Source organism: Kocuria sp. BT304 (assembly GCF_003290245.1).
GTDB classification, from domain to species: Bacteria; Actinomycetota; Actinomycetes; order Actinomycetales; family Micrococcaceae; genus Kocuria; species Kocuria rhizophila_A.
On the sequence record NZ_CP030039.1, the window covers coordinates 172,454 to 196,595 of the forward strand.

General features: G+C 70.4%; 24 protein-coding genes and 1 pseudogene. 15 read left to right on the forward strand and 10 right to left on the reverse strand.

Annotated elements, in window-relative coordinates; genetic code table 11:
* Positions 1–115: 115 nt before the first annotated feature.
* Entirely contained in the window at positions 116–1,627 is a 1,512-nt protein-coding gene (locus tag DNL27_RS00765; protein ID WP_239494399.1) for a peptide MFS transporter, read from the reverse strand.
* A 127-nt stretch (positions 1,628–1,754) separates the two neighbouring features.
* Positions 1,755–2,585 (reverse strand): aldo/keto reductase, encoded by an 831-nt coding sequence (locus DNL27_RS00770; protein ID WP_112235709.1) that lies wholly within the window; start codon positions 2,583–2,585, stop codon positions 1,755–1,757.
* A gap of 145 nt (positions 2,586–2,730) precedes the next feature.
* Here DNL27_RS00770 and DNL27_RS00775 point away from each other — a divergent pair, with 145 nt between their 5' ends.
* Positions 2,731–3,123 (forward strand): hypothetical protein, encoded by a 393-nt coding sequence (locus tag DNL27_RS00775; RefSeq protein WP_112234408.1) that lies wholly within the window; start codon positions 2,731–2,733, stop codon positions 3,121–3,123.
* Positions 3,124–3,205: 82 nt separating this feature from the next.
* Here the strand turns inward: DNL27_RS00775 and DNL27_RS00780 are convergent, their stop codons facing one another.
* Together DNL27_RS00780 and DNL27_RS00785 are read right to left on the reverse strand one after the other, a co-directional pair.
* The gene (locus DNL27_RS00780; protein WP_239494400.1) at positions 3,206–3,970 is read right to left on the reverse strand and encodes a hypothetical protein; all 765 of its coding nucleotides are present in this window, start codon (positions 3,968–3,970) and stop codon (positions 3,206–3,208) included.
* Between the two features lie 79 nt (positions 3,971–4,049).
* Positions 4,050–4,313 carry a hypothetical protein gene (locus tag DNL27_RS00785; RefSeq protein WP_112234410.1) on the reverse strand — a complete coding sequence of 88 codons (264 nt, stop codon included), beginning with the start codon at positions 4,311–4,313 and terminating at the stop codon, positions 4,050–4,052.
* 125 nt (positions 4,314–4,438) lie between these two features.
* Here DNL27_RS00785 and DNL27_RS00790 point away from each other — a divergent pair, with 125 nt between their 5' ends.
* The 10 genes and pseudogenes from DNL27_RS00790 (at position 4,439) to DNL27_RS00830 (ending at position 13,167) form a co-directional block, all read left to right on the forward strand.
* Positions 4,439–4,924 (forward strand): MarR family winged helix-turn-helix transcriptional regulator, encoded by a 486-nt coding sequence (locus tag DNL27_RS00790; RefSeq protein ID WP_012397104.1) that lies wholly within the window; start codon positions 4,439–4,441, stop codon positions 4,922–4,924.
* A 69-nt stretch (positions 4,925–4,993) separates the two neighbouring features.
* Positions 4,994–6,880 (forward strand): ABC transporter ATP-binding protein, encoded by a 1,887-nt coding sequence (locus DNL27_RS00795; protein ID WP_112234411.1) that lies wholly within the window; start codon positions 4,994–4,996, stop codon positions 6,878–6,880.
* Between the two features lie 44 nt (positions 6,881–6,924).
* Positions 6,925–7,512 (forward strand): DUF421 domain-containing protein, encoded by a 588-nt coding sequence (locus DNL27_RS00800; protein ID WP_112234412.1) that lies wholly within the window; start codon positions 6,925–6,927, stop codon positions 7,510–7,512.
* Positions 7,513–7,564: 52 nt separating this feature from the next.
* A complete protein-coding gene (locus DNL27_RS00805) occupies positions 7,565–8,728 on the forward strand; it encodes an ABC transporter ATP-binding protein (protein WP_012397107.1) in 1,164 nt (387 codons plus the stop codon).
* Positions 8,725–9,477, forward strand: coding sequence for an ABC transporter permease (locus tag DNL27_RS00810; RefSeq protein ID WP_012397108.1), 753 nt, complete (start codon positions 8,725–8,727; stop codon positions 9,475–9,477). The genes DNL27_RS00805 and DNL27_RS00810 overlap by 4 nt, the downstream gene beginning before the upstream one ends.
* The gene (locus tag DNL27_RS00815; RefSeq protein WP_112234413.1) at positions 9,474–10,151 is read left to right on the forward strand and encodes an ABC transporter permease; all 678 of its coding nucleotides are present in this window, start codon (positions 9,474–9,476) and stop codon (positions 10,149–10,151) included. Before DNL27_RS00810 ends, DNL27_RS00815 begins: the two co-directional genes overlap by 4 nt.
* Positions 10,148–11,116: an ABC transporter substrate-binding protein gene (locus tag DNL27_RS00820; RefSeq protein ID WP_112234414.1), complete on the forward strand. Its 969-nt coding sequence runs from the start codon at positions 10,148–10,150 to the stop codon at positions 11,114–11,116. The genes DNL27_RS00815 and DNL27_RS00820 overlap by 4 nt, the downstream gene beginning before the upstream one ends.
* A 439-nt stretch (positions 11,117–11,555) precedes the next feature.
* Positions 11,556–11,767: pseudogene (locus tag DNL27_RS12590) on the forward strand (amylosucrase); the annotation flags it as partial.
* A gap of 144 nt (positions 11,768–11,911) precedes the next feature.
* Positions 11,912–12,127: a hypothetical protein gene (locus DNL27_RS12595; RefSeq protein WP_370447117.1), complete on the forward strand. Its 216-nt coding sequence runs from the start codon at positions 11,912–11,914 to the stop codon at positions 12,125–12,127.
* A gap of 434 nt (positions 12,128–12,561) precedes the next feature.
* A complete protein-coding gene (locus tag DNL27_RS00830) occupies positions 12,562–13,167 on the forward strand; it encodes a hypothetical protein (RefSeq protein ID WP_112234415.1) in 606 nt (201 codons plus the stop codon).
* Between the two features lie 87 nt (positions 13,168–13,254).
* On the opposite strand, the gene DNL27_RS00835 is transcribed toward DNL27_RS00830, so the two are convergent.
* The gene (locus DNL27_RS00835) at positions 13,255–13,863 is read right to left on the reverse strand and encodes a GNAT family N-acetyltransferase (protein ID WP_112234416.1); all 609 of its coding nucleotides are present in this window, start codon (positions 13,861–13,863) and stop codon (positions 13,255–13,257) included.
* Positions 13,864–14,022: 159 nt separating this feature from the next.
* On the opposite strand from DNL27_RS00835, the gene DNL27_RS00840 reads away from it, so the two are divergent.
* Together DNL27_RS00840 and DNL27_RS00845 are read left to right on the forward strand one after the other, a co-directional pair.
* Complete coding sequence (locus tag DNL27_RS00840) at positions 14,023–14,643, forward strand: superoxide dismutase (protein ID WP_012397114.1); 621 nt, start codon at positions 14,023–14,025, stop codon at positions 14,641–14,643.
* A gap of 109 nt (positions 14,644–14,752) precedes the next feature.
* Positions 14,753–15,730 (forward strand): D-glycerate dehydrogenase, encoded by a 978-nt coding sequence (locus DNL27_RS00845; protein WP_112234417.1) that lies wholly within the window; start codon positions 14,753–14,755, stop codon positions 15,728–15,730.
* A 154-nt stretch (positions 15,731–15,884) separates the two neighbouring features.
* On the opposite strand, the gene DNL27_RS00850 is transcribed toward DNL27_RS00845, so the two are convergent.
* Positions 15,885–17,063: a cysteine desulfurase family protein gene (locus DNL27_RS00850; protein ID WP_112234418.1), complete on the reverse strand. Its 1,179-nt coding sequence runs from the start codon at positions 17,061–17,063 to the stop codon at positions 15,885–15,887.
* 59 nt (positions 17,064–17,122) lie between these two features.
* Between DNL27_RS00850 and DNL27_RS00855 the strand changes: the two genes are divergently transcribed.
* A complete protein-coding gene (locus DNL27_RS00855) occupies positions 17,123–17,455 on the forward strand; it encodes a cupin domain-containing protein (protein WP_058955003.1) in 333 nt (110 codons plus the stop codon).
* Here DNL27_RS00855 and nadC read toward each other — a convergent pair.
* Genes nadC through DNL27_RS00875 form a run of 4 tightly spaced genes read right to left on the reverse strand, consistent with a single transcriptional unit; the run spans position 17,452 to position 22,249 of the window.
* Entirely contained in the window at positions 17,452–18,351 is a 900-nt protein-coding gene (gene nadC / locus DNL27_RS00860; RefSeq protein ID WP_112234419.1) for a carboxylating nicotinate-nucleotide diphosphorylase, read from the reverse strand. The two genes, DNL27_RS00855 and nadC, sit on opposite strands and share 4 nt — an antisense overlap.
* Positions 18,329–20,131, reverse strand: a complete 1,803-nt coding sequence (gene nadB, locus DNL27_RS00865; protein ID WP_112234420.1) for an L-aspartate oxidase — start codon at positions 20,129–20,131, stop codon at positions 18,329–18,331. The genes nadC and nadB overlap by 23 nt, the downstream gene beginning before the upstream one ends.
* The gene (gene nadA / locus DNL27_RS00870; RefSeq protein ID WP_112234421.1) at positions 20,124–21,464 is read right to left on the reverse strand and encodes a quinolinate synthase NadA; all 1,341 of its coding nucleotides are present in this window, start codon (positions 21,462–21,464) and stop codon (positions 20,124–20,126) included. The genes nadB and nadA overlap by 8 nt, the downstream gene beginning before the upstream one ends.
* Positions 21,461–22,249: an NUDIX domain-containing protein gene (locus DNL27_RS00875; RefSeq protein WP_112235710.1), complete on the reverse strand. Its 789-nt coding sequence runs from the start codon at positions 22,247–22,249 to the stop codon at positions 21,461–21,463. The genes nadA and DNL27_RS00875 overlap by 4 nt, the downstream gene beginning before the upstream one ends.
* Before the next feature lie 231 nt (positions 22,250–22,480).
* On the opposite strand from DNL27_RS00875, the gene DNL27_RS00880 reads away from it, so the two are divergent.
* Positions 22,481–24,043 carry an AbgT family transporter gene (locus DNL27_RS00880; RefSeq protein ID WP_112234422.1) on the forward strand — a complete coding sequence of 521 codons (1,563 nt, stop codon included), beginning with the start codon at positions 22,481–22,483 and terminating at the stop codon, positions 24,041–24,043.
* Positions 24,044–24,142 lie beyond the last annotated feature (99 nt).

Genomic DNA, 24,142 nt, shown 5'->3' on the forward strand with positions numbered 1-24,142 from the left:
ATCCGGGGACGACGCCGCCCGCGCGCCTGCTGCCCACGGGTCCGGTCGGTGCCGCGGTACGGGCAGAGTGCCCCGCACCCGGGGGTGCGAGGCGCTCTGCGCAGCGGCGGTGGGCTCAGCGGATGCCGCGCATGAGCTTCAGGATGGGCTTGGCCACCAGAAGCATCACGACGCCGAGCGCGATGGTGATCGCGCCCATGGTGCCGAAGTACCCGACCTCGTTCTCGCGGGAGTAGAACTCCGCGAGCGAGCCGGACAGCGCGGTGCCCAGGGCGATGGACAGGTTGTACAGCGCGACCATCTGCACCGGGTACCGGCGCGGGGCCAGCTTGGTGGCCAGGGAGAGGCCCACGGGGGAGAGGAACAGCTCGCCCAGGGTGGCGAAGAACAGCACCAGGACGATCCAGCCGACGAACACGGACTCCGTGTGGGCCTGGGTGATGAACAGCAGGAACGCCACACCGATCAGCAGCAGGGCGATGCCGAACTTCACCGGGGTGCTCGGCTGACGGGTGCCCAGCTTGGTCCACACCGCGGCGAAGACCATGCCCATCAGGATGATGAACACGGGGTTGATGGACTGCGTGGCGGACGGCTTGAAGTCGATGCCGAAGATCGACAGCTGCAGGCGCGTGTCCGCGTAGATGGCCAGCACCGTGAACTGTTGCTGGAAGAGGGCAAAGAATGCCGCGGTGGCGATGAACAGCGGGATGAAAGCCACCACGCGGGAGTGCTCATCCGCCGAGAGGCCCTTGTCCCGCAGCATGGTGGCGAACAGCACCACGGCTGCCACCACGACCACCAGGATCACGGCGTCCGAGAGGTTTCCGGGATTGAGGATCCCGGTGAGCAGCAAGACCACTACCACGGCGATGAATGCCAGTGCGATCCCGATCCACTTGCCGTACTGCGAGCGGGGAAGGGGGTTGGCCACCGTGTGCACGGTGTCGGGCAGGCCCTTGCGGGTCAGCAGGTACTGGACCAGGCCAAGGGCCATGAAGATGGCGGCGATGCCGAAGCCGGCGTGGAAGCCCCACGTGCCCCATGCGAAGCTCGTGAGCAGGGGGCCGAACAGTGCGCCGATGTTCACACCCATGTAGTAGATGGAGAACCCGGCGTCACGGCGGGGGTCCTCCCGCTCGTAGAGGGTGCCCACGAGGTTCACGCACGTGGTCTTCAGGCCACCGGAGCCCACGGCGATGCACAGAAGACCCACGGTCAGACCGGCCACACCCGGGATCAGGGCCAGCGCGATGTGGCCGAACATGATGAGCACCGCGGAGGTGAGCATGGTGCGCTCGGAGCCGAGCAGGCGGTCGGCCACCCAGCCGCCCAGGATGGAGCACAGGTACACGGTGCCGCCGTAGGCGCCCACAATGCCCGCGGCGACGCCCTCGTCGAGGCCCAGACCGCCGTCCGACACGGCGTAGTACATGTAGTACAGGACGAGCGCCTGCATGCCGTAGAAGGAGAAGCGCTCCCACATCTCCACGGAGAAGAGGTTGGCCAGCATCCCTGGCTGGCCGAAGAAGGTTTTCCGACCCGCGGGGTTGTGCGGATCCACTGTCGTTTCGGGGCTGACGGGGGCGCCGCTGGTGTGGCCGCCACCCGGTGTGTGCTGACTCATAACTCACCATGATGCACCCGGTGGGGCGGTGAACGGTTCTTCGACGCACCTCGCGAATTCCCCCGGCTCCCTGGGAGCAGGGGGCCGGGGGTTGCGCCGCGGGGCCGTGGAACGGCCCCGCGAGGGATCAGTCGTTGAAGTCCGCGGGGTCCGAGCCGATGCGGCCGTCGTCCCTGGTCAGGGTGCTGATCTGGTCCACCTCGTCCTGGGAGAGGGTGACGTCCTGGGCGTCCCAGTTCTCCTGGATGCGCTCGGGGGTCACGGACTTGGGGAACACCACGTTGCCGATGGCCAGGTGCCACGCAATGACCACCTGCGCAGGGGTGGCGCCGTGGGCCTGCGCGATGCTCTTGACGGTCTCGTCCTGCAGGTCCTCCTTGCCCTGGCCCAGCGGGGACCACGCCTCGGTCACGATGCCGTGCTGGGCGTCCATGTCCCGCATGGCCTGCTGGTTGAAGTACGGGTGCAGCTCGATCTGGTGGGCCGCCGGGACCACGCCGGTGTCCACCACGTCCTGCAGGGCCTGGGGCGTGAAGTTGGAGACGCCGATGGAGCGGGCCCTGCCGGACGCCTTGATCTCCTGGAAGGCCTTCCAGGTCTCCAGGTACATGCCCTTCTCCGGCTGGGACCAGTGGATGAGGTAGAGGTCCACGTAGTCCAGGCCGAGGCGCTTGAGGGATGCGTCGAAGGCCTCGAGGGTGGACTCGTAGCCCTGGTCGTCGTTCCACAGCTTGGTGGTGACGAACAGCTCCTCGCGCGGGATGCCGCTGGCGGCGATCGCGCGGCCCACGCCCTCCTCGTTGCCGTAGATCTTGGCGGTGTCGATGTGGCGGTAGCCGATCTCCAGGGCCTGGCTCACCACGTCCTCGGCCACGTCCGCGTCCACCTGCCACACGCCGAAGCCGAGCTGGGGGATAGTGTTCCCGTCGTTGAGCTGGAGGGTCTGGTTCCTGGGCATGTCGTTCAAGTCCTTTCGTTGACAACTACCTCTCAGTGAACTGCCGCGGGGGTGGGTCTGACAAGCGGTTAAGTCGAGGGTGAAGTCCTCCCCGCACTGCCCCGGCACGCAAGGGGCTGCCAGGGAAGCATGATGAAATGGGAACATGACGTTCGATTTCCAGCGCGCGAAGACCCCCGCCTACATCACCTCCCTGGCCCTGGTGGTGATCGGGTTGCTGTGCGCCTCGGGTTCGGTGGCGGTGCTCAGCTGGATCCTCACGCTCCTGGGCCTGGCCCTCAACGTCGTGGCCGTGAGCATCACCTCGCTCGACGGCCCCGGGCGCGCCCGCCGCACGGGCACCCGCGTGGTCGAGGAGCCCGAGGCGGACACCGAGCAGCACGACGTCGTGGCTCCCTCGCGTGCCCAGCGTGAGGTCTCCGGACGGTCCGGCGCCGCCCGACCCGAGCACGATGCCGCTCGCGGTGGATCTGCCGCGTCCGGCTCCTCGGCGGTCCGTGCGACGGCGCCCGTGTCCCCGGAGCGCTCCGCGTCCTGATCCACCGTGTGCCCCGTGCGCTCTCCGGCGTGCGGGCCACGGCAGCGCGCGTCCGCGTGCGGACGTCCCGGGTTCCTGGGCGTCAGTTCATGGCGGCTGCGCGGTAGATCTGCTGCACCTTCTCCTCGTCCAGGCGGGTCTCAATGCCCACCGTGCCCTCGGGGTCCGAGCGCAGGTAGCGCACCGGGCCGTGGGCGCCCACCTCGAGCTTCTCGGCGTCCGCGACCGCGTAGACGGCGTCGACGGTCCCCGTGAACGCCGGGCCCTGCGTGGGGTTCACGCGCACGGTCAGGTGGGCGGTCACGGTGTCCGAGACGCCGTTCTCGTCGAACGGGGACTCCACGTCCAGCTCGCGGATGATCCCCACGCCGTGGCCGATCACGCCGGGCAGCCGCGAGGCCAGGTGTCCCTGCGCCCTGGCGAAGGACCTCCGCAGCACCGCGACCCACCCCAGCGCGGAGACCACCAGCACCACGGCGACGAGTCCGAGCCACAGCCCGTTGCGGGTGTCCGCGAAGCGCAGCGCGGCGAGCACCACCACCGCGGCGCACACCAGCGGGATCACGAGCAGCAGGGAGGCCACGAGGCGCTCGCCGACCGAGGGTTTCCGGGCCGCCCCGGCTCCGGGAGCGCCCTGCGCCCCACGCTCCTGAGGGGCGTCGCCCTGCGGGCTGATGCCCTCCGCGGTGTCGCCCGCCCCGTCCGCGGGCCCCGGTTCAGCGGCCCCCGCTGACGACGCCGCTGTCCCCGCCCCCGACGGCGCCCGCCCCAGCTGGCGCATGGCTGCGGCGTCGAAGCCGCGGTCGTTGACGGTGCGGGGAGTGGGCCAGGTGGCGAGGGAATCCATGGGGTCCATTATGAGGGCACCGCTCGACGTCGGACTGGTCATCCGGGTTCGGCCAGAATCGCGTGGGCGAGGTGGTGCGCTACCCGAAGTAATCGACTGGATGGGTCTTGTTCAATGTCTGGCCCTTGCTGAGGGTGACCGCGATGTCGGCGAATGTGCGAATTCTCTTGCTGCCTCTGGCCACGTCGGAATCCGTCACTGCAACCACACCCGTGTAGTAGACGGGAAAGCGTGATGACGACCCGCTGTTGAACATCTGGCCACCGGTGGCATCGGTGGTGTACACCGTCACCGAGGCCCGGGCCGCTGACCAGGTCAGGTTGATGTCGAAAGACTTGACCACCGACCCATCCGGATAGGTTTCGCTGACCCTGCCTGTTCGCGGTGGCCCGGTGGGATTCGTCGGAGCGGGGACGAACGGGGGAGAAACATTTGCAGCGGCAATATATGCACACTACAATTGGGCGCATGACTGAGACGAAGTGGCTGTCCGAGGACGAGCGGGAGGCGTGGCTCGCGCTCGTGTCGATCATGTTCCGTCTGCCGGGATCCGTGGAGGGTCAGCTGCGCAGCGAGGAGGACATGTCCCTGGCCGAGTACCTGGTGCTGGCCATGCTGTCCGAGGCTCCGAACCACCGGCACAAGATGTCGGCGCTGGCCACCGCCACGAACACGTCCCAGTCGCGGCTGTCCCGCATCGTCGCCCGCATGGAGCGGGACGGTCTGGTCACCCGGGAGGGCCGCCAGGACGACCGCCGCGTGGTGATCGCTGAGATCACCTCCGCCGGCCTGGAGCGGGTCAAGGAGGCCGCGCCGGCGCACGTGCGCCACGTGCGGGAGATCGTCTTCGACCGGCTCAGTCCCGAGCAGGTGGTGCAGCTGCGCGAGATCGGCCGCGCCCTCAACTCCGGGGCCAACGCCCGCAGCGTGCTCGGGCTGGACTGCCCCGCCTGAGTCCGTGGCCCCTCAGTGGGCCGCGCGGGAGCCGTTCGACGCGTCTGAGCGCGGGTCTACAGTGGCCGCGTGAGTATGCAGAGCGCCCACACGGCCTTGTGGCGGACCATGAGCGGGCAGGACAACAAGGGTCGCCGGATCAGCTGGGACACGATCAGGCGGATCGCCACCTTCGCCCGCCCCCACCGCGGGGCCATCCTGGCGTTCGTGCTGGTGTCCGTGGTGCTGGCCGTGCTGGGGGTCGTGACCCCCGTGCTCGCCGGGGACGTGGTCAACGCCATCACCGGCGGCCACGACGTCTCCGCGGTCATGTGGCTGGCCATCGGGATCGCCGTGGTGGCCGTGGCGGACGCCGGGCTCTCCCTGCTGAGCCGGCTGCAGTCCGCGCGGATCGGCGAGGGGCTCATCTACGACCTGCGCACCGCCGTCTACGACCACGTGCAGACCATGCCCCTGGCGTTCTTCACCCGCACCCGCACCGGTGCGCTGGTGTCCCGGCTGAACACGGACGTGATCGGCGCGCAGCGCGCCTTCGCCGGCACACTGTCCGGCGTGGTGTCCAACGTGGTGTCCCTGCTGCTCACCGTGGGGGTCATGGTCACCATCTCGTGGCAGGTGACGCTGCTGTCCCTGCTGCTGCTGCCCATCTTCCTGGTCCCGGCCCGCGCCATGGGCGGCAAGCTCGCCGCGCTGCAGCGCCAGTCCGCGCAGTACAACGCGCAGATGTCCACCCGCATGACCGAGCGGTTCTCCGCGGGCGGCGCCACCCTGGTCAAGCTCTACAGCGATCCCGCCCAGGAGTCCCGCGAGTTCGCGGCCCGCGCGGCGGACGTGCGCGGCATCGGCATCCGCTCCACCATGCTGCAGACCACCTTCGTGACCGCGCTGACCCTGGTCTCCGCGCTCGCCCTGGCCCTGGTGTACGGCGTGGGCGGCACCCAGGCGCTCATGGGCCACCTGGACGCCGGGTCCGTGGTGGCCCTCGGCATGCTCCTGACCAGGCTGTACACGCCCCTGACCATGCTCGCGAACGCCCACATGGACATCATGAGCGCCGTGGTGAGCTTCGAGCGCGTGTTCGAGGTGCTGGACATCAAGCCCCTGATCGTGGAGAGCCCCACGGCCCGTGCGCTGCCCGAGGGCCCCGTGGCCGTGGAGTTCGACCACGTGAACTTCTCCTACCCCTCCGCGGACAAGGTCTCGCTGGCGTCCCTCGAGGACGTCGCGGTGCTGGACTCCCGCGGCGGGGAGGAGGTGCTGCACGACGTCAGCTTCCGCGCCGCCCCCGGGCACACCGTGGCGCTCGTGGGCTCCTCGGGAGCGGGCAAGTCCACCATTGCGCAGCTGGTCGCGCGGCTGTACGACGTGGACTCGGGCGAGGTGAGCATCGGCGGCCAGGACGTGCGGGAGACCACCTTCGAGTCCCTGCGCCACGCGGTGGGCATGGTCATGCAGGACGGCCACCTGTTCCACGACACCATCCGCGCGAACCTCTCCGTGGCCCGCGAGGGCGTCACGGACGCTGAGCTCTGGGACGCGCTGGAACGCTCCCGGCTGCGCCACGTGATCGAGTCCCTGCCGGACGGGCTGGACACCGTGGTGGGCGAGCGCGGCTACCGCCTCTCGGGCGGTGAGCGCCAGCGGCTGACCATTGCCCGGCTGCTGCTGGCGCGCCCGCGCGTGGTGATCCTGGACGAGGCCACCTCCGCGCTGGACTCCACCAACGAGGCCCACGTGCAGGCCGCCCTGGACGAGGCCATGTCCGGGCGCACCGCCGTGGTGATCGCCCACCGGCTCTCCACCATCCGCCGGGCGGACCAGATCCTGGTGGTCGAGGCCGGCCGGATCGTCGAGCGGGGCTCCCACGAGGAGCTGCTGGCGCACGGCGGTCGCTACGCGGAGCTGCACGACACGCAGTTCGCCGCCGCACACACGGACCACGACGCCGCCGGGTAGCGTTCCCGGCGGACGGAGGTTCCCCACGAGCTCAGGAGGCGCGCGTGACCGGGTGGGACGCACTGTGGGCGGAGCTGGGCATCACCGCGCCGCACGCGGTGGGTGTGGTGCTCTCCGCCGCGGGGATCTACGTGGTGTTCCTGGTGTTCGTGCGGGTCCTGGGCCAGCGGGTGCTCTCGGGGATGTCCACATTCGACGTGGTGGTCACCGTGATGCTCGGAGCGGTCGCGGGGCGCGTGATCCTGGGGCACCCGCCCACGCTCACGAGCGGCGTGCTGGGCCTGGCCACCCTGTTCCTGCTGGAGGTCGTGTTCGGCCAGCTCGGGGCCCGGCCGCGGTGGCAGCGGCTGTTCAACGCCCCCGCCCGGCTGCTGATGGTCGGCGACGCGGTGGACGAGGCGGCCCTGCGACGGGCCCACATCACGCGCTCCGAGCTCCACGGCGCGCTGCGCAGGTCCGGGGTGCGCTCCTACACGGAGATCGCGTGCGTGCTGCACGAGCCCGGGGGTGGCATCAGCGTGCTGCGCCGGGGGGTGCCCATCGACCGTCACCTGGTTTCGGACGTCGCGGGCGCGGAGCGGATCCCGGAGGAGTTCCTGGCCCCGGAAAACAGCGATGAGTTCGTCCGCTGATTGTTGCAGGTGACTATGATGAGGGCCACGCCTACGAAGGGACACGGACCCCATGACCGACATGGCCATCCGCTATCGCGGTGTGAGCAAGGTCTATCCGGATGGGACCACAGCGGTCGACAATCTCAACCTGGACGTCCCGGCGGGATCCCTCACCGTGTTCGTGGGCCCGTCCGGCTGCGGCAAGACCACCTCGCTGCGCATGCTCAACCGCATGGTCGATCCCACCGAGGGCGTGGTGGAGGTGGACGGGCAGGACGTCTCCAGCATTCCCGCCGCGCAGCTGCGCCGCTCCATGGGGTACGTGATGCAGCAGTCCGGGCTGCTTCCGCACCGGACCGTGGAGGACAACATCGCCACGGTCCCCCGCCTCAACGGGGTCTCCAAGCGTGAGGCCCGCGCAGGTGCCCGCGAGCTGCTGAGCTCGGTGGGCCTGGACGAGTCCCTGGCCGGGCGCTACCCCGCCCAGCTCTCCGGCGGGCAGCAGCAGCGCGTGGGGGTGGCCCGGGCGCTCGCGGCAGATCCTCCCATCCTGCTCATGGACGAGCCGTTCTCCGCGGTGGACCCGGTGGTGCGCCAGGACCTGCAGCACGAGCTGCTGGACCTGCAGAAACGGCTGCACCGCACCATCGTGTTCGTGACCCACGACATCGACGAGGCCATCCTGCTGGGCAACCGTGTGGCGGTCTTCGCCCGCGGCGGCCGCCTGGCCCAGTACGCCAGCCCCGAGGAGCTGCTGCGCGCACCCGCGGACGACTTCGTGGCGGACTTCATCGGCCGGGACCGCGGCTTCCGCTCCCTGAGCTTCGACAACGCCACCGTGGAGCTGCAGCCCGTCACGGTGCTCAGCTCCACCACGGGTGAGCGCACCGTGCTGGGCCCGGGAGTCGAGAACCCGGCGCCGTGGCAGGGCGGCGGCGCGGCGTCGTCGGACTGGGTGCTCGTGGTGGACGAGCGTCGCCACCCCCTGGGCTGGCTCCCCGTGCACGATGGCGGCCGGGCCGCCGGGCGCGAGGAGCTGCGCGTGGGCGGGACCCTGTGGCACGACGGCGGCTCCCTGCGCACCGCGCTCGACGCCGCCCTGTCCTCGCCGTCCGGGCAGGCCGTGGCGGTCCACGACGACGGTTCGGTGGCAGGCGTGGTCCCGGGCGATGTGGTGATGCGGGCCATTGAGGCCCAGCGAGCCACCCGCACCGAGCGGGTGCGGCGCCCATGAACTGGCTGACCAACAACTGGCCCGCGGTGCTGGAGCTCGCGGGTGCGCACCTGGTGCAGTCCGTGATCCCCGTGGTGGTGGGCCTGCTCATGAGCGTCCCCCTCGCGCGGCTGGCAGCCGGCAACCGCTGGCTGCGTCCCGTGTTCGTCACCGGGTCCTCGTTGCTCTACACCATCCCCTCCCTCACCCTGTTCGTGGTGCTGCCCCTGGTGCTCGGCACGCGCATCACGTCCGTGGTCAACGTGGTCGTGGCGCTGACCCTGTACGTGATCGCCATCCTGGTGCGCTCGTGCGTGGACGCGTTCGAGTCCCTGGACCGGGACGTCCTGCAGGCGGCCACGGCCATGGGGTACAAGCCCGCCCGCCGGTTCTTCGGGGTGGAGCTGCCGCTGGCCGTTCCCGTGATGATCGCGGGGCTGCGCGTGGCCACCGTCTCGAACATCTCCATGGTCTCGGTGGGTGCCGTGATCGGCATCCAGTCGCTGGGCACCCTGTTCACGGACGGGCTGCGCCGCTCGATCATCGCCGAGATCGTGGTGGGCATCGTGGCCACCGTGGTGATCGCCGTGGTCCTGGACCAGCTGCTGCGGCTGCTGGGTCACGTGCTGACCCGCTGGCAGCGCACGGGCACGGGCCCCGGGAAGCCGGGCGGGCGGCGTCGTGGTGCGGTGCGCTCCGAGGCCGCCGGAGGCTCCCGGGACGCTGCGGGCTCCCTGGCCGCTGTGGAGTCCGGAGGTGCCCCCGCATGAGCCTGTTCACCGAAGCCGCGCAGTTCCTCACCAACCCCGCCAACTGGACCGGCGCCACGGGCATCCCCCAGCGCCTGCTCGAGCACGCGGGCTACAGCGCCCTGACCATGGCCATCGCGCTGGTGATCGCGGTTCCCCTGGGCCTGTGGGTCGGTCACACCGGCCGCGGCGGGGGAGCGGTCGTGGGCCTGGCGGGGGCGCTGCGCTCGCTGCCCACCCTGGGTCTGCTCACGCTGTTCACCCTGCTCATGGGCCTGGGGCTGATGCCGCCCATCCTCGCACTCGTGCTGCTGGCCGTGCCGCCCATCCTCTCCGGCACCTACTCAGGGATCGCCGCGGTGTCCCCCTCGCTCGTGGACGCCGCGCGGGCCATGGGCATGACCGAGTCGCAGACCCTGTTCAGGGTGGAGATCCCGGTGGCGCTGCCCGTGATCCTCGGCGGGATCCGCAACGCGGCCCTGCAGGTGCTCGCCACCGTGACCATCGTGGCCTACATCAACCTGGGCGGGCTGGGCCGCTACCTGATCGACGGGCTCGCGGTGCGTGACTACTCCCGCATGCTCGCGTCCGTGGTGCTCGTGGCGGTGCTCGCGCTGGCCGCCGACGCAGTTCTTGCTCTCACCCAACGCCTGGTGACGTCACCGGGTCTCAGACTGACAGGAGATCGCCCATGACCTCGCAGCACCCGTCCTCCCGCGCCCGGTGGCGCCCCGCGGCATTCGCCGGGGTGGCCGCCTCCGCCGTGCTCGCGCTCACCGCGTGCAGTGGCGGTTCGGACCCCCTCGCGGACAAGGACGACGACGCCTCGGGCGGCTCCTCGGACTCCGTCACCGTGGGCTCGGCGGACTTCCCGGAGTCGCAGATCGTGGCGGAGCTCTACGCCGGCGTGCTGCGTGACGCCGGGGTGAAGGTGGAGACGAAACCAGGGATCGGCGCCCGCGAGGCATACGTGGGGGCGGTCAAGGACGGCTCCGTGGACGTGGTCCCGGACTACTCCGGCAACCTGCTGCTGTTCGCGGACAAGAACGCCACGGCGGCCTCCGCCGAGGACATCGTGAAGGCGCTGCCGGACAGCCTCAAGAGCCAGGACCTCTCGGTGCTGGACGCCTCCAAGGCGGAGGACAAGGACGCACTGGTGGTCACGCAGGCCACCGCGGAGAAGTACGGGCTCAAGTCCGCCACGGACCTCTCCTCCGTGTGCAAGGACCTGGTGATGGCCGGTCCCCCCGAGTTCCAGGAGCGCGCCTACGGCACCAAGGGACTGAAGGAGAAGTACGACTGCTCCTTCAAGTCCTTCCAGCCCATCAACGACGGCGGCGGGCCCCTCACCGTGCAGGCCCTCACCAAGGGGGACGCGCAGGTGGCGGACATCTTCACCACCACCCCTGCCATTCAGGACGAGAACCTGGTGGTGCTGGACGACCCGAAGAACAACTTCATCGCGCAGCAGGTGATCCCGCTCACCGCACCGGACCGGCTGCCCCAGAAGGCGGTGGACGCGCTCAACCAGTTCTCCACCAAGCTCACCACCCAGGACCTGATCGACCTGAACCGCGAGGTCAGTGGGGGCGAGCAGCAGAACCCTGGGGATGCCGCCAAGCAGTGGTTGGCCGATCACGGGTACGACAAGGCCTCCTGACACCCGTCGTCCTCCGGGGGCAGCGCGCAGCGCCCGGGCGTCCCGTTTATCGGACGGGACCCCGGGCGTTCGTCATGCCCCATTCAGGTGCGTGGTCGTCAGATCGTCGTGACGGGGGCGCACTCTTCCACACAGGGTTGTCCACACACGGCAGGGATGTGCACAGCCCACGCTGACCTGCGGCGATGCCAGTATTCTCCCACGTGGGACCGAGGCGTGGTCCCGAGGTTTCCACACCTGTGGACAACGCTGTGCACAAGCTGTGCAGTGAACGGAGGATGAGCAGGTGGTCATGCGCCCGCCACCTTCGAGCCGCGATGTGATGCGTGCCTGTGCTGGACGGGGCCGCATCAGCGCGGACGTCACCGGCCAGGGCCAGCTGCTGGAGGTGCCGCAGGAACACATGCGCCGGGACACCCGTGCGAGCCCCTGTGATCCCGATCCGCGCTGGGTCTGGTCCACGTTCCACGGCTTCCAGTGGGACCTCCACTACTCCAGTCCGCAGGTCTCGACGCCATGGCCGTGGAACCGCTGTTCCTGGCCAACCAGGGCGCACAGGTTCTGCGCCTGGATGCGGTGGCGCTCATCTGGAAGCAGCCGGGGAGCACGTGCGGGTCCCAGCCCCGGGTCCACGACCTGCTGGGTGCGTTCTGGCTCCCCTCCCCGGGCTCGAGACCGAGCCCGGCCCGGCCGTCGACCGCATCCTGCTGGCGTACTTGCTGGCCATGGGCACCGGGGGCGTCCCCTGAGCTACCTGGGGAACGGGGTGGGGCAGCGGAGTTCGAGGGCGCCACCTTGATCCCGGTCAGCACCCACAATCCCCACGTCCTCGGATATCAGCGGCCCGCCAGGCGCAGCGTGGTGCTGTGCCTGGCCAACTTCAGCGACTGGTCCCAGTTCGTCACGGGAGAGACCCTCAGTAAGTTCCTCCCCGCAGCCGCGCCCCTCCACGCGAACGCGTCGGTGGACCTTCTCGGGGGCATCCTCATGGAGGCCCACCGATTCCGCTGACTGCCCGTGAGCGCCGTCCCTGACGCCCCTGACATAACACTGTCACACAAGTGTCCCCTTATAAGTGGACAGGTCCATCCAAAAGTGTGGACAAAACGTGTTATCCACACGTCTTCTCCACAGGGGTGGATAACTGATACTACGGGTGCCCCGGTTGCGACCCGAGCCGATCGCGGATCGTTTCCCCAGGTCAAAAGCATGTCACTGGCAGCTCGTGCCGCCATCCGAGAATGTGGCTCGAGCATGCGTTCAGGTTGTTCACTGGCTTCTCCACCCCTGTGGGTAACCCTTTTCCACCGCCTGTGCACGGTCCATCCCCCTCAACTGAGATGACGCGTCATCATTTCTGCATCACACTGATTCGACCGACTATTTGCGTGCAGTTGCTACCCGGTGGGACGGGCGGCACGGGGAGGCACGCTCAAGGGGGAATCATGTCCGTTCGCATCACCCAGGTCGAGAACGCCGACCGCAGTTTCACCCTGCTCGCCGAGCAGGAGGTACCCGTGTCCGTCGAGGAGTTCGACCGCCTGATCGGCCGGCCCAAGGAGATGGGGGAGTGGTTCGGGGTGGAGTTCACCTGGCCCACGTCCCCGGAACAACAGCTGGATGTGGGGTCGGCACTGGAGTTCGAAGTCCCGCTGGGCCCGTTCAGCGTGGATTTCATCCTGATCGTCGCGGATCGGGTGCCCGGTAAGTCACTTCTCCTGCGCACCACGCGGGGGGCCGTGGACATGACCCTCGAATACACGTGGGCGCCCACGGACACCGGGGTCGATGTGCACATGTGTGCGGACTTCCGCGTGCGCGGTGCGCTGTGGTGGAAGATCCCCTGGACCCGTAAGGTTTCCCGTCACAAGATCGTCCGCGGACTGGAGCGGATGCGGCAGGATGTCACGGCCCGGGCGTCGAGCGGAGTCGCCGTTTCACCGGCCCGGTATCCGAAGGGGACGCGTGCGCCTGAACCCGCCGTGGCCGCGCGTTCGCGGTCGGCGGCGCACCGCAAGGCTTTGAGGCGGCGCTGCGCGCACCAGGCGTAGAGCGCGGCGGACCTGTGCGCCGACCGCCACCTGGCCGGCGTTGCGGGGCCTGTTCTGCGCGGGTGGCAGAGGTGGCGGTGTGCGGCCTCAGCCGTTTGCCGTGCTCCCGGTGTCGTCCCGCGGGGGCAGGGTGCGCTCCATGCGGATCAACCTCACCCGGTAGTCCATGCCGGGCACGTCGAAATCCACCTCGCCGCGGGGCGTGTAGCCCAGCCCTGCGTAGAACGGTTCCAGAACGGGGCTGGACTTGTCGCAGTCCAGGCGGGACACCGACCGACCGGACGCGGCGATGACATCTTCGGCCGCGCGGACGAGCCGCGGGCCCGTTTTCGTGCCGCGCAGGCGGCGGTCCACGGCCACCCCGTGGATGTATCCGGCGGGTTCGGACTGCTGCCCCCAGATCATGGGGTCCTCCCAGATCACCCGGACGCTCGCGAGAACCCGCTCGGGGTGGCCCGGGGAATCCATGACCCACCACTCACCGCGTTCGATCTCCTGCTCCACCTGGGCGGCGGTGAACTCGCCCTCGCGCCACTGGTCGATGCCGCGCGCCTGCATCCAGCGGGCCAATGTGTCCCGGAGCTCGACGATGCCTGCGGCATGACGGTGCTGGGCAGGCGTCACATCCAGGACGTCGAGACCCGCCGTGCTCGGGGCGGGACGGGAACTGGTGCGGGCGGCGTCGGCGACTGGCATGCCCCGAGGGTAGGGCAGGAGTGGGCGCGGGGAACGTGGTGTGACGCAACGTGACCGGGGCCCGGGAGTCGTACGCCAGTGGCTGAACATCCTTGACCTGCGGAACGGCGGCGATGGACAGTTGAACCATCACGCCCGCAAACGAAAGGATGTTTCACCATGGCTGAAAAGTTCACTCTCCCCGACCTCCCGTACGACTACGCCGCGCTGGAGCCGCACATCTCGGCCCAGATCATGCAGCTGCACCACGACAAGCACCACAACACGTACGTGACCGGTGCTAACACCGCGCTGGAGAAGATGGAGGAGGCTCGTGCCAACGGTGACGCCGCCGGCGCCGCCAAGCTCTCCAAGGACCTGCAGTTCAACCTGGGTGGTCACATCAACCACTCCATTTTCTGGAAGAACCTGTCCCCCGAGGGTGGCGACAAGCCCACCGGCGAGCTCGCCGCGGCGATCGACAACTTCTTCGGCTCCTTCGACGGCTTCCGGGACCACTTCACCGCTGCCGCCACGAGCATCCAGGGCTCCGGCTGGGCCATTCTCGCGTACGAGCCCGTTGCCGGGAACCTGGTGATCGAGCAGATGTACGACCAGCAGAACGGTGTCCCCGTGGCCACCATCCCGCTGCTGCAGCTGGATATGTGGGAGCACGCCTTCTACCTCGACTACCAGAACGTCAAGGCGGACTACGTCAAGGCTTTCTGGAACATCGTGAACTGGGCGGATGTCTCCGAGCGCTTTGAGAAGGCGCGCGCCGGGGCCAAGTCCCTCATCTGATCCCGTCGTGGTGCGTCGCCCCGCGATGCCATGACCTCACGAAACCCCGCGCGGCGCTCGCCGTGCGGGGTTTCGCGCTGCCAGCCACCCCTCCCGAGGAGTCCCGCCCATGAGCACGCCCCGTTTCCTGGTGACCCAGCAGATTCCCGAGCCCGGCCCGAGCATCCTGCGCGACGCGGGAGACGTGGAGATCCGAAGCGGTATGAGCGCCGAGGAGCTGCGGGAGGCGGTGACGGGTGGCGAGTACGACGTGGTGCTGTCCCAGACCTCGGACGCCTTCTCCGCCGAGCTTCTGGGTGAGGCGAGGATCAGGGGCATCGCGAACTACGGCGTGGGGTACAACAACATCGACGTGGCGGCGGCCGCGCAGCACGGGATCGCGGTGGGCAACACCCCGGACGTGCTCGACGACGCCACCGCGAACCTGGCCGTGCTGCTCCTGCTGGGTGCCGCCCGCCGCGCGCACGAGGCCTCCGAGTTCCTGCGCGCGGGCAGGTTCGAGGGACTGCGCCCCGGTCTGCTGGTGGGCCAGGACGTCACCGGCGCCACCCTGGGGATCGCGGGCATGGGCCGGATCGGCAAGGCCGTGGCCCGGCGCGCGCTCGGGTTTGGCATGACCGTCCAGTTCACGCAGCGCCCGCCGCACGACCGCGTGGTGTCCGACGAGGAACTGGGCGAGCTGGCGGGGCACGTCACCCAGGTGCCGTGGGACGAGCTCGTGGCCACGAGCGACTACCTCTCGCTGCACGTCCCGCTCACGGAGCAGACCACGCACCTGGTGGACGCGGACGTGCTGCGCCGCATGAAGTCCACGGCGGTGCTGGTCAACACGGCGCGCGGGCCGGTGGTGGACGAGAAGGCCCTGGTGCACGCCCTGCGCGAGGGTCAGATCTTCGCCGCCGGGCTGGACGTGTTCGAGAACGAACCCGCCGTGGAGCCCGGCCTGCTGGAGCTGCCCAACGCGTTCCTGCTCCCGCACATCGGCTCTGCGGAGGCGGGTACCCGGGCCGGCATGGCGCGGATGGCCGCAGAGAACGCCGTGGCCATGGCCCGCGGGGAGAAGCCGCCGTACCCGGTGGAGGTGTAGCCCGCGCAGGTGGATCGCGGCGCCGACTCCTCGCTCCGGGTCGGGGCCTGGGCGCCGGGAACTCCCGGGAGCCCGGCGCCCGGGGCAGGGACCGGGATGCCGGGCTCACCGGGCCCGGTGTGCGGCGTCGGACGTCGAAGCGGCGACGGCGGGATCAGCCGCGGCCCTGCAGTGCCGCGACCACGTCCGCCGTGGCGGCAATCGCGGTGTCGACGTCCTGCGCGGTGGTGTCCCTGGCCAGGCTGAAGCGCACCGCGGTGCTCGCCACCTCCGGTGAGAGGCCCAGTGCGGTGAGCACGTGGGACGGTTCCGTGGAACCCGCCGAGCACGCCGACCCCGAGGACACCAACACCCCTCGGTTCTCCAGGTCCACCAGCACAGTTTCCCCGTTGACGCCCGGGAAGCAGAAGCTTGCGTTCGTGGCCAACCTGTTCCCACCGGCGCTCGAGTCCGGGCCCGTGAGCAGGGCACCGGGCACGCGGCCGAGGATGCCCTCGATGAGCCGGCCCCGCAGCGCCACCGTGCGCCGAACATGCTCCTCGCGCTCCGCCTCGGCGCGTTCCAGGGCGACGGCGAGCCCCACCGCCCCCGCCACGGTGGAGGTCCCGGACCTGCGTCCCCGCTCGTGACCACCGCCGCTGAGCAGCGGCCGCAAGGGCGTGCCCCGCTTGATCCAGAGCAGCCCGATGCCCGGGGGCGTGCCGATCTTGTGACCCGCAAGGCTCAGCGCGCTCACCCCGAGGGTCCTCACGTCCAAGGGGAGCACGCCCGCGGCCTGCACGGCGTCCGTGTGCAGGGGCACGCCATGCTCGGTGGCGATCTCCGCCAGCGCGGCGATGTCCTGCACCGTGCCCACCTCGTTGTTCGCAAGCATCACAGAGGCCACAGCGACCTCGGCCCTGTCGTCGTCGCCCCGGAGCAGCGCGCGGAAGGCGTTCGGAAGCGCGACACCGCTCGTGTCCACGGGTGCGGTCCGCGCCTCGAAGTCGTCGTACCGGGCGAGGTCCGCCGCCGAGTCCAGGACGGCGTGGTGCTCGATCGCGCTCGTGACGACGCGGGTGCGGCCGGGCCCGCGTTCGCGGCGGGCCAGCGCAATGCCCTTGACCGCGAGGTTGTCCGCCTCCGTGCCACCGGAGGTGAATACGACCTCACCCGGACGGGCATTGAGCACAGCGGCCACGCGCTCGCGGGCGTCCTCCAGGGCGTGGGCCGCACGACGCCCGCGCTCGTGGTGGCTGGACGCGTTGCCGTACTCGCTCGTGAGCCACGGCCACATGGCCTCGAGCACGTCCCTGCGGGGAGCGGCGGTCGCGGCGTGGTCCAGGTAGATCATGGGTGTCCTCTCACGAGCGGAAGGATGACGGGCGGCGGAAGCTGCGGTAGACAGGGAACATGGATGCGAACTCACTCACCACACTGGCCCGCACACTGCTGGAGCAGGCCCACGAGGTCTCCAGCGGACGCGCCGCGCACAACCTCCACGGGGGCCGTGGCCGCCGCCTGCAGCAGACGGTGATAGCGCTCGTACGGGGCGAGAAGCTCAAGGAGCACGAGAACCCCGGTGAGGCCACCCTGCAGGTGATCGAGGGACGCGTGGAGCTCGCCGCGGGCGAGGACCCCGTGACGCTGTCCGCGGGGGAGCACGCCGTGATCCCGCAGCAGCGGCACTCCCTCCATGCCCAGGAGGACTCCGTGGTCCTACTGAGCCTGGTGAACAACCACTAGCCCACGACGATGTCCAGGCCCAGGTCGAGTGCCTGCGCGGAATGGGTCAGGGCACCCACCGAGATCACGTCCACGCCCGTGGCGGCCACCCGGCCGATGGTCTCCAGGGTGATCCCGCCGGAGGCCTCCACGGCGGCGCGACCGTCGATCATGGCCACCCCGCTGACCAGGTCCGCGGGCGCGAAGTTGTCCAGCAGCACCACGTCCGCGCCACCGGCCAGGACGTCCTCGATCTGGTCCAGCCGGTCCACCTCTACCACCATGCATGTCGTGTGAGGCATCTTCCGGCGAAGGTCGCGCAGGGCACGGGACAGGGGTGCGCCCCCGGCGGTGAGCACGGCCAGGTGGTTGTCCTTGAGCATCACGGCGTCCGAGAGCCCGAAGCGGTGGTTGTGACCGCCGCCGCACGTCACGGCGTGCTTCTCCAGCGCTCTCAGCCCCGGAGTGGTCTTGCGGGTGTCGCACACGCGGGTGCGGGTGATGGTTCCGGCGGGAAGCTTGTTCGAGCGCTCCACCTCCGCCACGGTCTCCTCCACGGCGGAGACGTAGCGCGCGGTGGTCGTGGCGATCCCGGACATCCGCTGCACGAGGTTCAGCACCGTGCGCTCGGCAGTGAGGATGGCCCGCGCCGGCCCGCGCACCGTGGCCACGGCGGTGCCGGGGTCGAGCTGATCCCCGTCCGCGACGTGCAGTTCCACCTCCGCGGCCGAGTCCAGCACGGTGAAGCCCACCCGGATCACCTCCGCGCCCGCGAACACTCCGTTCTCCCGGGACACCACCGCGGCGGTGGCGTGTGCGTCCTCGGGGAGCGCGAGCTCGGAGGTGAGGTCACCCCACGGGGCGTCCTCCGCGAGTCCTGCCCGGATCACGGTCTCAACGGCTGAGCGGTGCAGCATGTGCTGTCCTTTCGGTGCTGGTGGGTGCGCTGACGTCGTGGTGTCCTCCGGGGAGGGCCGTGTTCGCGCTGCTGGGGATGCCGGGGTGTCCGGCCCCGTCAATGCCCCGGGCGGCATGACGTGCGGTTGACGGGGTTGGGTGCTGGGAACCGGTGGATGCCGGATCGTCGGCGCGGTGGTGGGCCCCGCGGGACTCGGTCCGCCGCCGCGCCGCTCGCACGAGTTCGCTCGCCACGGTCAGCAGGTTCCGGTCCTCGTGCTCCGCGAGGGTGTCCACGTCCGTTCGGGGCCCCCCCGACGACGACGCCGCGAGCCACCCGTCCAGCGCCCGTTGCGTCTCCGCGAGGCCTTCCTCGGTGCGGATCACTCCGGCACCCCCCCACATCACGGCCTGCAGGGCCGCACGGGTGAACGGTGCCGTGCTGCCAGGGGTGGTGTGCCGGTCCGGTGAGGTGGGAGGCGCGTCATGTCGATCGGACGCCGGCCAGGACGTGGGATCGGCCGGTGCGTCGGTCACGAGCCGCCCGATGCGATTGCCGAAGACCACGGCCTCCAGCAGCGAGTTGGACGCGAGCCGGTTGGCGCCGTGCAGTCCCGTGGCGGCGCACTCGCCCGCGGCCCACAGCCCGGGGACGGTGGTGCGTCCGGCGTCGTCGGTGGTGATCCCACCCATGAGGTAGTGCGCGGCGGGGCTCACCGGAACCGGTTCGCGGGACCAGTCGATCCCGCGGTCCCGCAGTGCTCGGTCGATCGTGGGGAAGCGACGGGCCAGGTGCTCGGCCCGGGTCAAGCCGTCCGGCACGGGCACCGTAGCGCAGTCCAGCACCACGTGCGCTCCGGGGGCGGAGACCCGTTCGGCGGCAATGGCCCGGGCCACGACGTCCCGCGGCGCGAGTTCCGCGCGGGGATCCACCGCCTGCATGAATCGTTCTCCGCGGTGGTTGCGCAGCACGGCCCCCTCACCGCGCAGGGCCTCTGAGATCAGGAACGAGCCCGGGGCTGCCAGCGCGGTGGGGTGGAACTGCAGGAACTCCAGGTCGCGCACCGCGGCCCCCGCACGAAGGGCCAGGGCGATGCCGTCCCCCGTGGCCACCTCGGGGTTGGTGGTGAACGGGTACAGGTGTCCGGCGCCGCCGGTGGCGAGCACCACGTGGTCGGCGGCCAGGACGTGCTCGGGGCCCAGGCAACCCGCCGGATCCACGGAGCGCGCGGTCACGCCGGACACGGTTCCGCCCCGTTGCAGGATGCCGGTGACCAGTGTGTATTCCTGGACACTCATATCTGCCGAATCGCAGGTCTCCCGCACCCGTGCCGCGAGGGCCTCCTGGATCATCCGTCCGGTGGCATCACCCCCGGCGTGCAGGATCCGCGGCACGCTGTGCGCACCCTCGAGCCCCTGGACCCACGGGGAGTCCGCCCCGGCCACGCGGTCGAAAGACACGCCGTGCCGGGTAAGGAGCGTGATCGCGTCCGGGGAGTCGGCGACGACGCCGCGCACCACCTCCGAGTCGCACAGCCCGACCCCCGCGGCCTGGGTGTCCCGGGCATGCAGCTGCGGGGTGTCCAGGGGCTGCCCCCCGGGGAGGCCGCGGGTCATGGCGGCGATTCCGCCCTGCGCGCGGTCCGTGGCGGTGTTCCCGAGGGTGGACTTGCTCAGCACGGTGACCCGGGCGCCGCGGGCGGCGGCACCCAGCGCGGCGGTGAGTCCGGCGGCACCGGAGCCCACGACGAGAACGCGCGGAGCGGCGTCGTCCTCCGGGCGATCCCGTGCCTCACGCACGCGGCACCGCGGCGAGCATGCGCTCCAACGCCACCGACGCCTCGGCGGCGACTTCCGGGGCCACGCTCACCCGGTTGACCACGCGCCCGGCCACGAGCTCCTCCAGGACCCACGCGAGGTAGCCGGGGTGGATGCGGTACATCGTGGAGCACGGGCAGATCACGGGGTCCAGGCAGAAGATGGTGTGCTCCGGGTGCTCCGCGGCCAGGCGGTTGACCATGTTGATCTCGGTGCCGATGGCGAAGGTCTGTCCCGGTTCCGCCGCGGCCACAGCCTTGCGGATGTGGTCCGTGGAGCCGGCGGAGTCCGCGGCGTCCACCACCTCCATGGGGCACTCGGGGTGGACCACCACGGTGCACCCGGGGTGCTCGGCGCGGGCCTGCTCGATCTGGGCGACGGTGAAGCGGCGGTGCACGGAGCAGAAGCCGTGCCACAGGATCACCCGCGCATCATCCAGTGCCGCGGGAGAGTTGCCGCCCAGCGGCCTGTTCGGGTTCCACAGCGGCATCTGCTCCAGCGGCACGCCCATGGCCTTGGCGGTGTTGCGGCCCAGGTGCTGGTCCGGGAAGAACAGCACCCGCTGCCCGCGGGCGAAGGCCCACTCCAGCACGGTGGCGGCGTTGGAGGACGTGCACACGATGCCCCCGTGGCGCCCGCAGAACGCCTTGAGCGCCGCGGAGGAGTTCATGTAGGTCACGGGGACCACCGAGGCCAGCGGTTCGCCGCGCTCATCCGTGAGCACGGTGCCGTGCTCGTCCGTGGCATGGGGGCCCAGGACGTCCACGAGCTCCGCCCAGCACTCCTCCACGGAGTCCTCGTCCGCCATGTCCGCCATGGAGCAGCCCGCGGCCGGGTTGGGCAGGATCACGGCCTGCTGCTCCGTGGAGAGGATGTCCGCCGTCTCGGCCATGAAGTGCACGCCGCAGAACACGATGGCCTCGGCCTCCGGGTGCGCCTTCGCCTGCTGCGCGAGCTGGAACGAGTCCCCGATGAAGTCCGCGTGCGCCACGATCTCGTCCCGCTGGTAGAAGTGGCCCATCACCACCACGCGGTTCCCCAGAGTCTGCTTGGCCGTGCTGATCATGGCATCCAGCTCCCCGGGGCTCGCGTCCCGGTAGCGCTGCGGGATGGCGGGCTGCGCGGGGGAGCCCGGGGGAACGACGTCGTGCTGGGACGCCCCGGGGCCGTAGCCCTTGGTGAGCGGGGCCGGGAAGTCCCACGGCTGCTCCGCGAGGGCGGCGCTGCACGAGCCGCCGGACGTGCCGGGCTGCGCGGCTGCGCGGTCCCCGGGGCGGGAGGACAGCAGGGTGAGGCGGGTGGCGACGGAGGTCATGGTGTCTCCTGGCTCGTAGGACTCTCGGGTGATGGCGGACTCGGCAGGCTCGAAGGTCCCGGCGGGCCGGGACTGCTCGCGTGGCCGGGACGCTCCGCGGCGTGCGGGCCGGAGCGGGTGAAGTCCGGGGCGGTGTCCTCGGTGAAGCGGTACAGCGCGGGGGGCCGGTGCGGGGTCCCGGCCACACGCTCGCCGGTGTCCTGCAGCCGGCCGGAGCGCAGCGCGTGGCGGCGGAAGTTGGGGGCGTCCACGGCGCGGCCCAGGATGGCCTCGTGCACCTCGCGCAGCTGGGCGATGGTGAAGGAGTCGGGCAGGAAGGAGCGGGCCACGGTGGGGTCCGCGATCCGGTCCCGCAACCGGTCCAGGGCGTGGGCCACCACGAGCGAGTGGTCGAAGGCCAGGGGCGGCAGGTCGGTGGCCCGCAGCCACGTGACGTTGAGGTCGTCCTCGCCCCCGGCGGCCTCCCGGGGGGACAGGGCGGCCCAGTAGACCACGGTGACCACGCGCTCGTCGGCGCCCTGGGAGCGGGTGAGACCGCCGAACGTGGCGAGCTGCTCCAGGTGGGCGGCATCGAGGCCCGTGGTGAGGCGCAGGTACGCGGCGGCGGAGTCCTCCAGGCCCTCGTCCTCACCCAGCGGGCCGCCCGGCAGTGCCCACCTGTGGCGGTGGGGATCCCGGATCCGGCGCACCAGGGGCAGCCACAGCTCGTGTCGCCCGTCCGGTCCGGTGGCGCGCACCGTGAAGATCACGGTGGACACGGCAATGCTCGTGCACGGGGTGCCCATGGCCACCGCCCTCCGCCCGTTGGGCCGGGCCGGTGCCCGGATGGTGTCGAGGAGACTCTAACCGCTAAAAGTCACTGTGACACTAAGGGCGGTCGTGTGACGCGGCCACGGCGAACAGCGGGGCCGGGCCGCGGTGCCACATTGTCCGCGCGCCCGTGTCCTGCCCCGAGCCGGGCCGACGGTTGCGTACGTTAGGCAGATCACACGTCGGCCGTCAGAACGGAACCCGCCATGTCGTCAACCGCGCCCAGCGCCCGTCCGAAAGGATCGGGCAACCGGGGGACCGGGGTCCTGCTCCGGGTCCTGAACTGGATCGAGTGGGTGGGCAACAAGCTCCCCGACCCCTTCTGGCTGTTCCTGCTGCTCGCGGGCATCGTGCTGCTGCTCAGCTGGATCCTCTCCGCGATGGGCCTCAGCGCGCTCAACCCCGCCACCGGCGAGACCGTGGCGGTGACCAACCTGCTGGCCCCGGACGGGCTGCGGAAGATGGTGTCCGAGTCCGTCACCAACTTCGTGGAGTTCCCACCGCTGGGCCTGGTGATCGTGGTGCTGCTGGGTGTGGCCGTGGCCGAGCAGTCCGGCATGCTCTCCGCCGCGCTGCGCGGATCCGTGGCGCGCGTGGGCCCCAAGTGGCTGACGTTCGTGCTGGCGCTGACCGGCATCACCGGCTCGATCGCCTCTGACGCCATGTACGTGGTGCTCATCCCGCTGGGCGCGCTCGCGTTCAAGGCCGCCGGGCGCTCGCCCGTGGTGGGGCTGATCGTGGCGTTCTGCTCGGTGGCGGCCGGCTTCAACGCGTCCCTGCTGCCCACGGCGTCCGACGCGCTGCTGGGCGGGATCACCACCGCGGCCGCCGGGCTGATCGACAAGAGCGTGCTGGTCACCCCGGTGTCCAACTACTTCTTCACGTTCGTCTCCTCCCTGGTGCTCGCGGCCATCATCACCGTGGTCACCGAGACAGTGCTCTCCAAGCGCGGTGAGGCGCTCGCCGAGGACACGGACACCAAGCAGCAGGACATGGGCGACTTCAACGACATGCGCCTGAAGCCCCGCGAGAAGCGCGGACTGCGCAACTCCGGGATCTCGTTCGTGGTGATGCTGGCCATCTACCTGGCGCTGCTGCTGATCCCCGGTTCCCCGCTGCGCGCGGAGGACGGCTCCATCCTGATGTCCCCGTTGCTGCTCAACGTGGGGATCGTCATCGCCATCATCTTCGCGGTGGTCGGCTGGGTCTACGGCCGGGCCGCCGGGACCATGACGCAGGCTCGCGAGGTTCCCGAGGCCATGGCAAAGGGGCTGGCCGGTGTGACCCCCGTGCTCGTGCTGTTCTTCGCCGCCGCCCAGTTCACCGCCTACTTCCAGTGGTCCGGGATCGGGCCCGTGCTGGCCGTGTACGGCGCGGACTTCATCGGCTCCCTGGGCCTTAGCCCCGTGCTCACATTCGCGGGCATCGTGGTGATCGTGGCCGTGATGAATCTGCTCATCACCTCCGGCTCCGCCCAGTGGACCCTGCTGGCCCCGGTGATGGTGCCCATGCTCATGCTGCTCAACGTCTCCCCGGAGATGACCCAGGCGCTGTTCCGCATCGGCGACTCCCCCACCAACGTGATCAGCCCCGTGAGTCCGTACTTCGCCCTGGTGCTCGGCTACTTGCGCCGCTACCAGAAGGAGGCCGGTGTGGGCACGCTGATCTCCCTGGTGCTGCCGGTGTCGATCGCCATGCTCATCGGCTGGTTCCTGCTGTTCGTGGTCTGGTACCTGCTGGGCCTGCCGCTGGGGCCGCAGGACCTCTGAACCCGGGCGGCGCGGCGGCAGGACGACGACGCTGCGCCGCCCCCTCCGCGGCCCTCGCCTTCCCTGCCGGAGCGCCTCCGCGGCACCCTCGACGCCCCT

Excerpts from the sequence above, each read along its gene's own strand:
- DNL27_RS00765 (WP_239494399.1), bottom strand. The coding sequence starts at position 1,627 with ATGAGTCAGCACACACCGGGTGGCGGCCACACCAGCGGCGCCCCCGTC.
- DNL27_RS00770 (WP_112235709.1), bottom strand. The coding sequence starts at position 2,585 with ATGCCCAGGAACCAGACCCTCCAGCTCAACGACGGGAACACTATCCCC.
- DNL27_RS00775 (WP_112234408.1), top strand. The coding sequence starts at position 2,731 with ATGACGTTCGATTTCCAGCGCGCGAAGACCCCCGCCTACATCACCTCC.
- DNL27_RS00780 (WP_239494400.1), bottom strand. The coding sequence starts at position 3,970 with ATGGATTCCCTCGCCACCTGGCCCACTCCCCGCACCGTCAACGACCGC.
- DNL27_RS00790 (WP_012397104.1), top strand. The coding sequence starts at position 4,439 with ATGACTGAGACGAAGTGGCTGTCCGAGGACGAGCGGGAGGCGTGGCTC.
- DNL27_RS00805 (WP_012397107.1), top strand. The coding sequence starts at position 7,565 with ATGACCGACATGGCCATCCGCTATCGCGGTGTGAGCAAGGTCTATCCG.
- DNL27_RS00810 (WP_012397108.1), top strand. The coding sequence starts at position 8,725 with ATGAACTGGCTGACCAACAACTGGCCCGCGGTGCTGGAGCTCGCGGGT.
- DNL27_RS00815 (WP_112234413.1), top strand. The coding sequence starts at position 9,474 with ATGAGCCTGTTCACCGAAGCCGCGCAGTTCCTCACCAACCCCGCCAAC.
- DNL27_RS00820 (WP_112234414.1), top strand. The coding sequence starts at position 10,148 with ATGACCTCGCAGCACCCGTCCTCCCGCGCCCGGTGGCGCCCCGCGGCA.
- DNL27_RS00830 (WP_112234415.1), top strand. The coding sequence starts at position 12,562 with ATGTCCGTTCGCATCACCCAGGTCGAGAACGCCGACCGCAGTTTCACC.
- DNL27_RS00835 (WP_112234416.1), bottom strand. The coding sequence starts at position 13,863 with ATGCCAGTCGCCGACGCCGCCCGCACCAGTTCCCGTCCCGCCCCGAGC.
- DNL27_RS00840 (WP_012397114.1), top strand. The coding sequence starts at position 14,023 with ATGGCTGAAAAGTTCACTCTCCCCGACCTCCCGTACGACTACGCCGCG.
- DNL27_RS00845 (WP_112234417.1), top strand. The coding sequence starts at position 14,753 with ATGAGCACGCCCCGTTTCCTGGTGACCCAGCAGATTCCCGAGCCCGGC.
- DNL27_RS00850 (WP_112234418.1), bottom strand. The coding sequence starts at position 17,063 with ATGATCTACCTGGACCACGCCGCGACCGCCGCTCCCCGCAGGGACGTG.
- DNL27_RS00855 (WP_058955003.1), top strand. The coding sequence starts at position 17,123 with ATGGATGCGAACTCACTCACCACACTGGCCCGCACACTGCTGGAGCAG.
- nadC (WP_112234419.1), bottom strand. The coding sequence starts at position 18,351 with ATGCTGCACCGCTCAGCCGTTGAGACCGTGATCCGGGCAGGACTCGCG.
- nadA (WP_112234421.1), bottom strand. The coding sequence starts at position 21,464 with ATGACCTCCGTCGCCACCCGCCTCACCCTGCTGTCCTCCCGCCCCGGG.
- DNL27_RS00875 (WP_112235710.1), bottom strand. The coding sequence starts at position 22,249 with ATGGGCACCCCGTGCACGAGCATTGCCGTGTCCACCGTGATCTTCACG.
- DNL27_RS00880 (WP_112234422.1), top strand. The coding sequence starts at position 22,481 with ATGTCGTCAACCGCGCCCAGCGCCCGTCCGAAAGGATCGGGCAACCGG.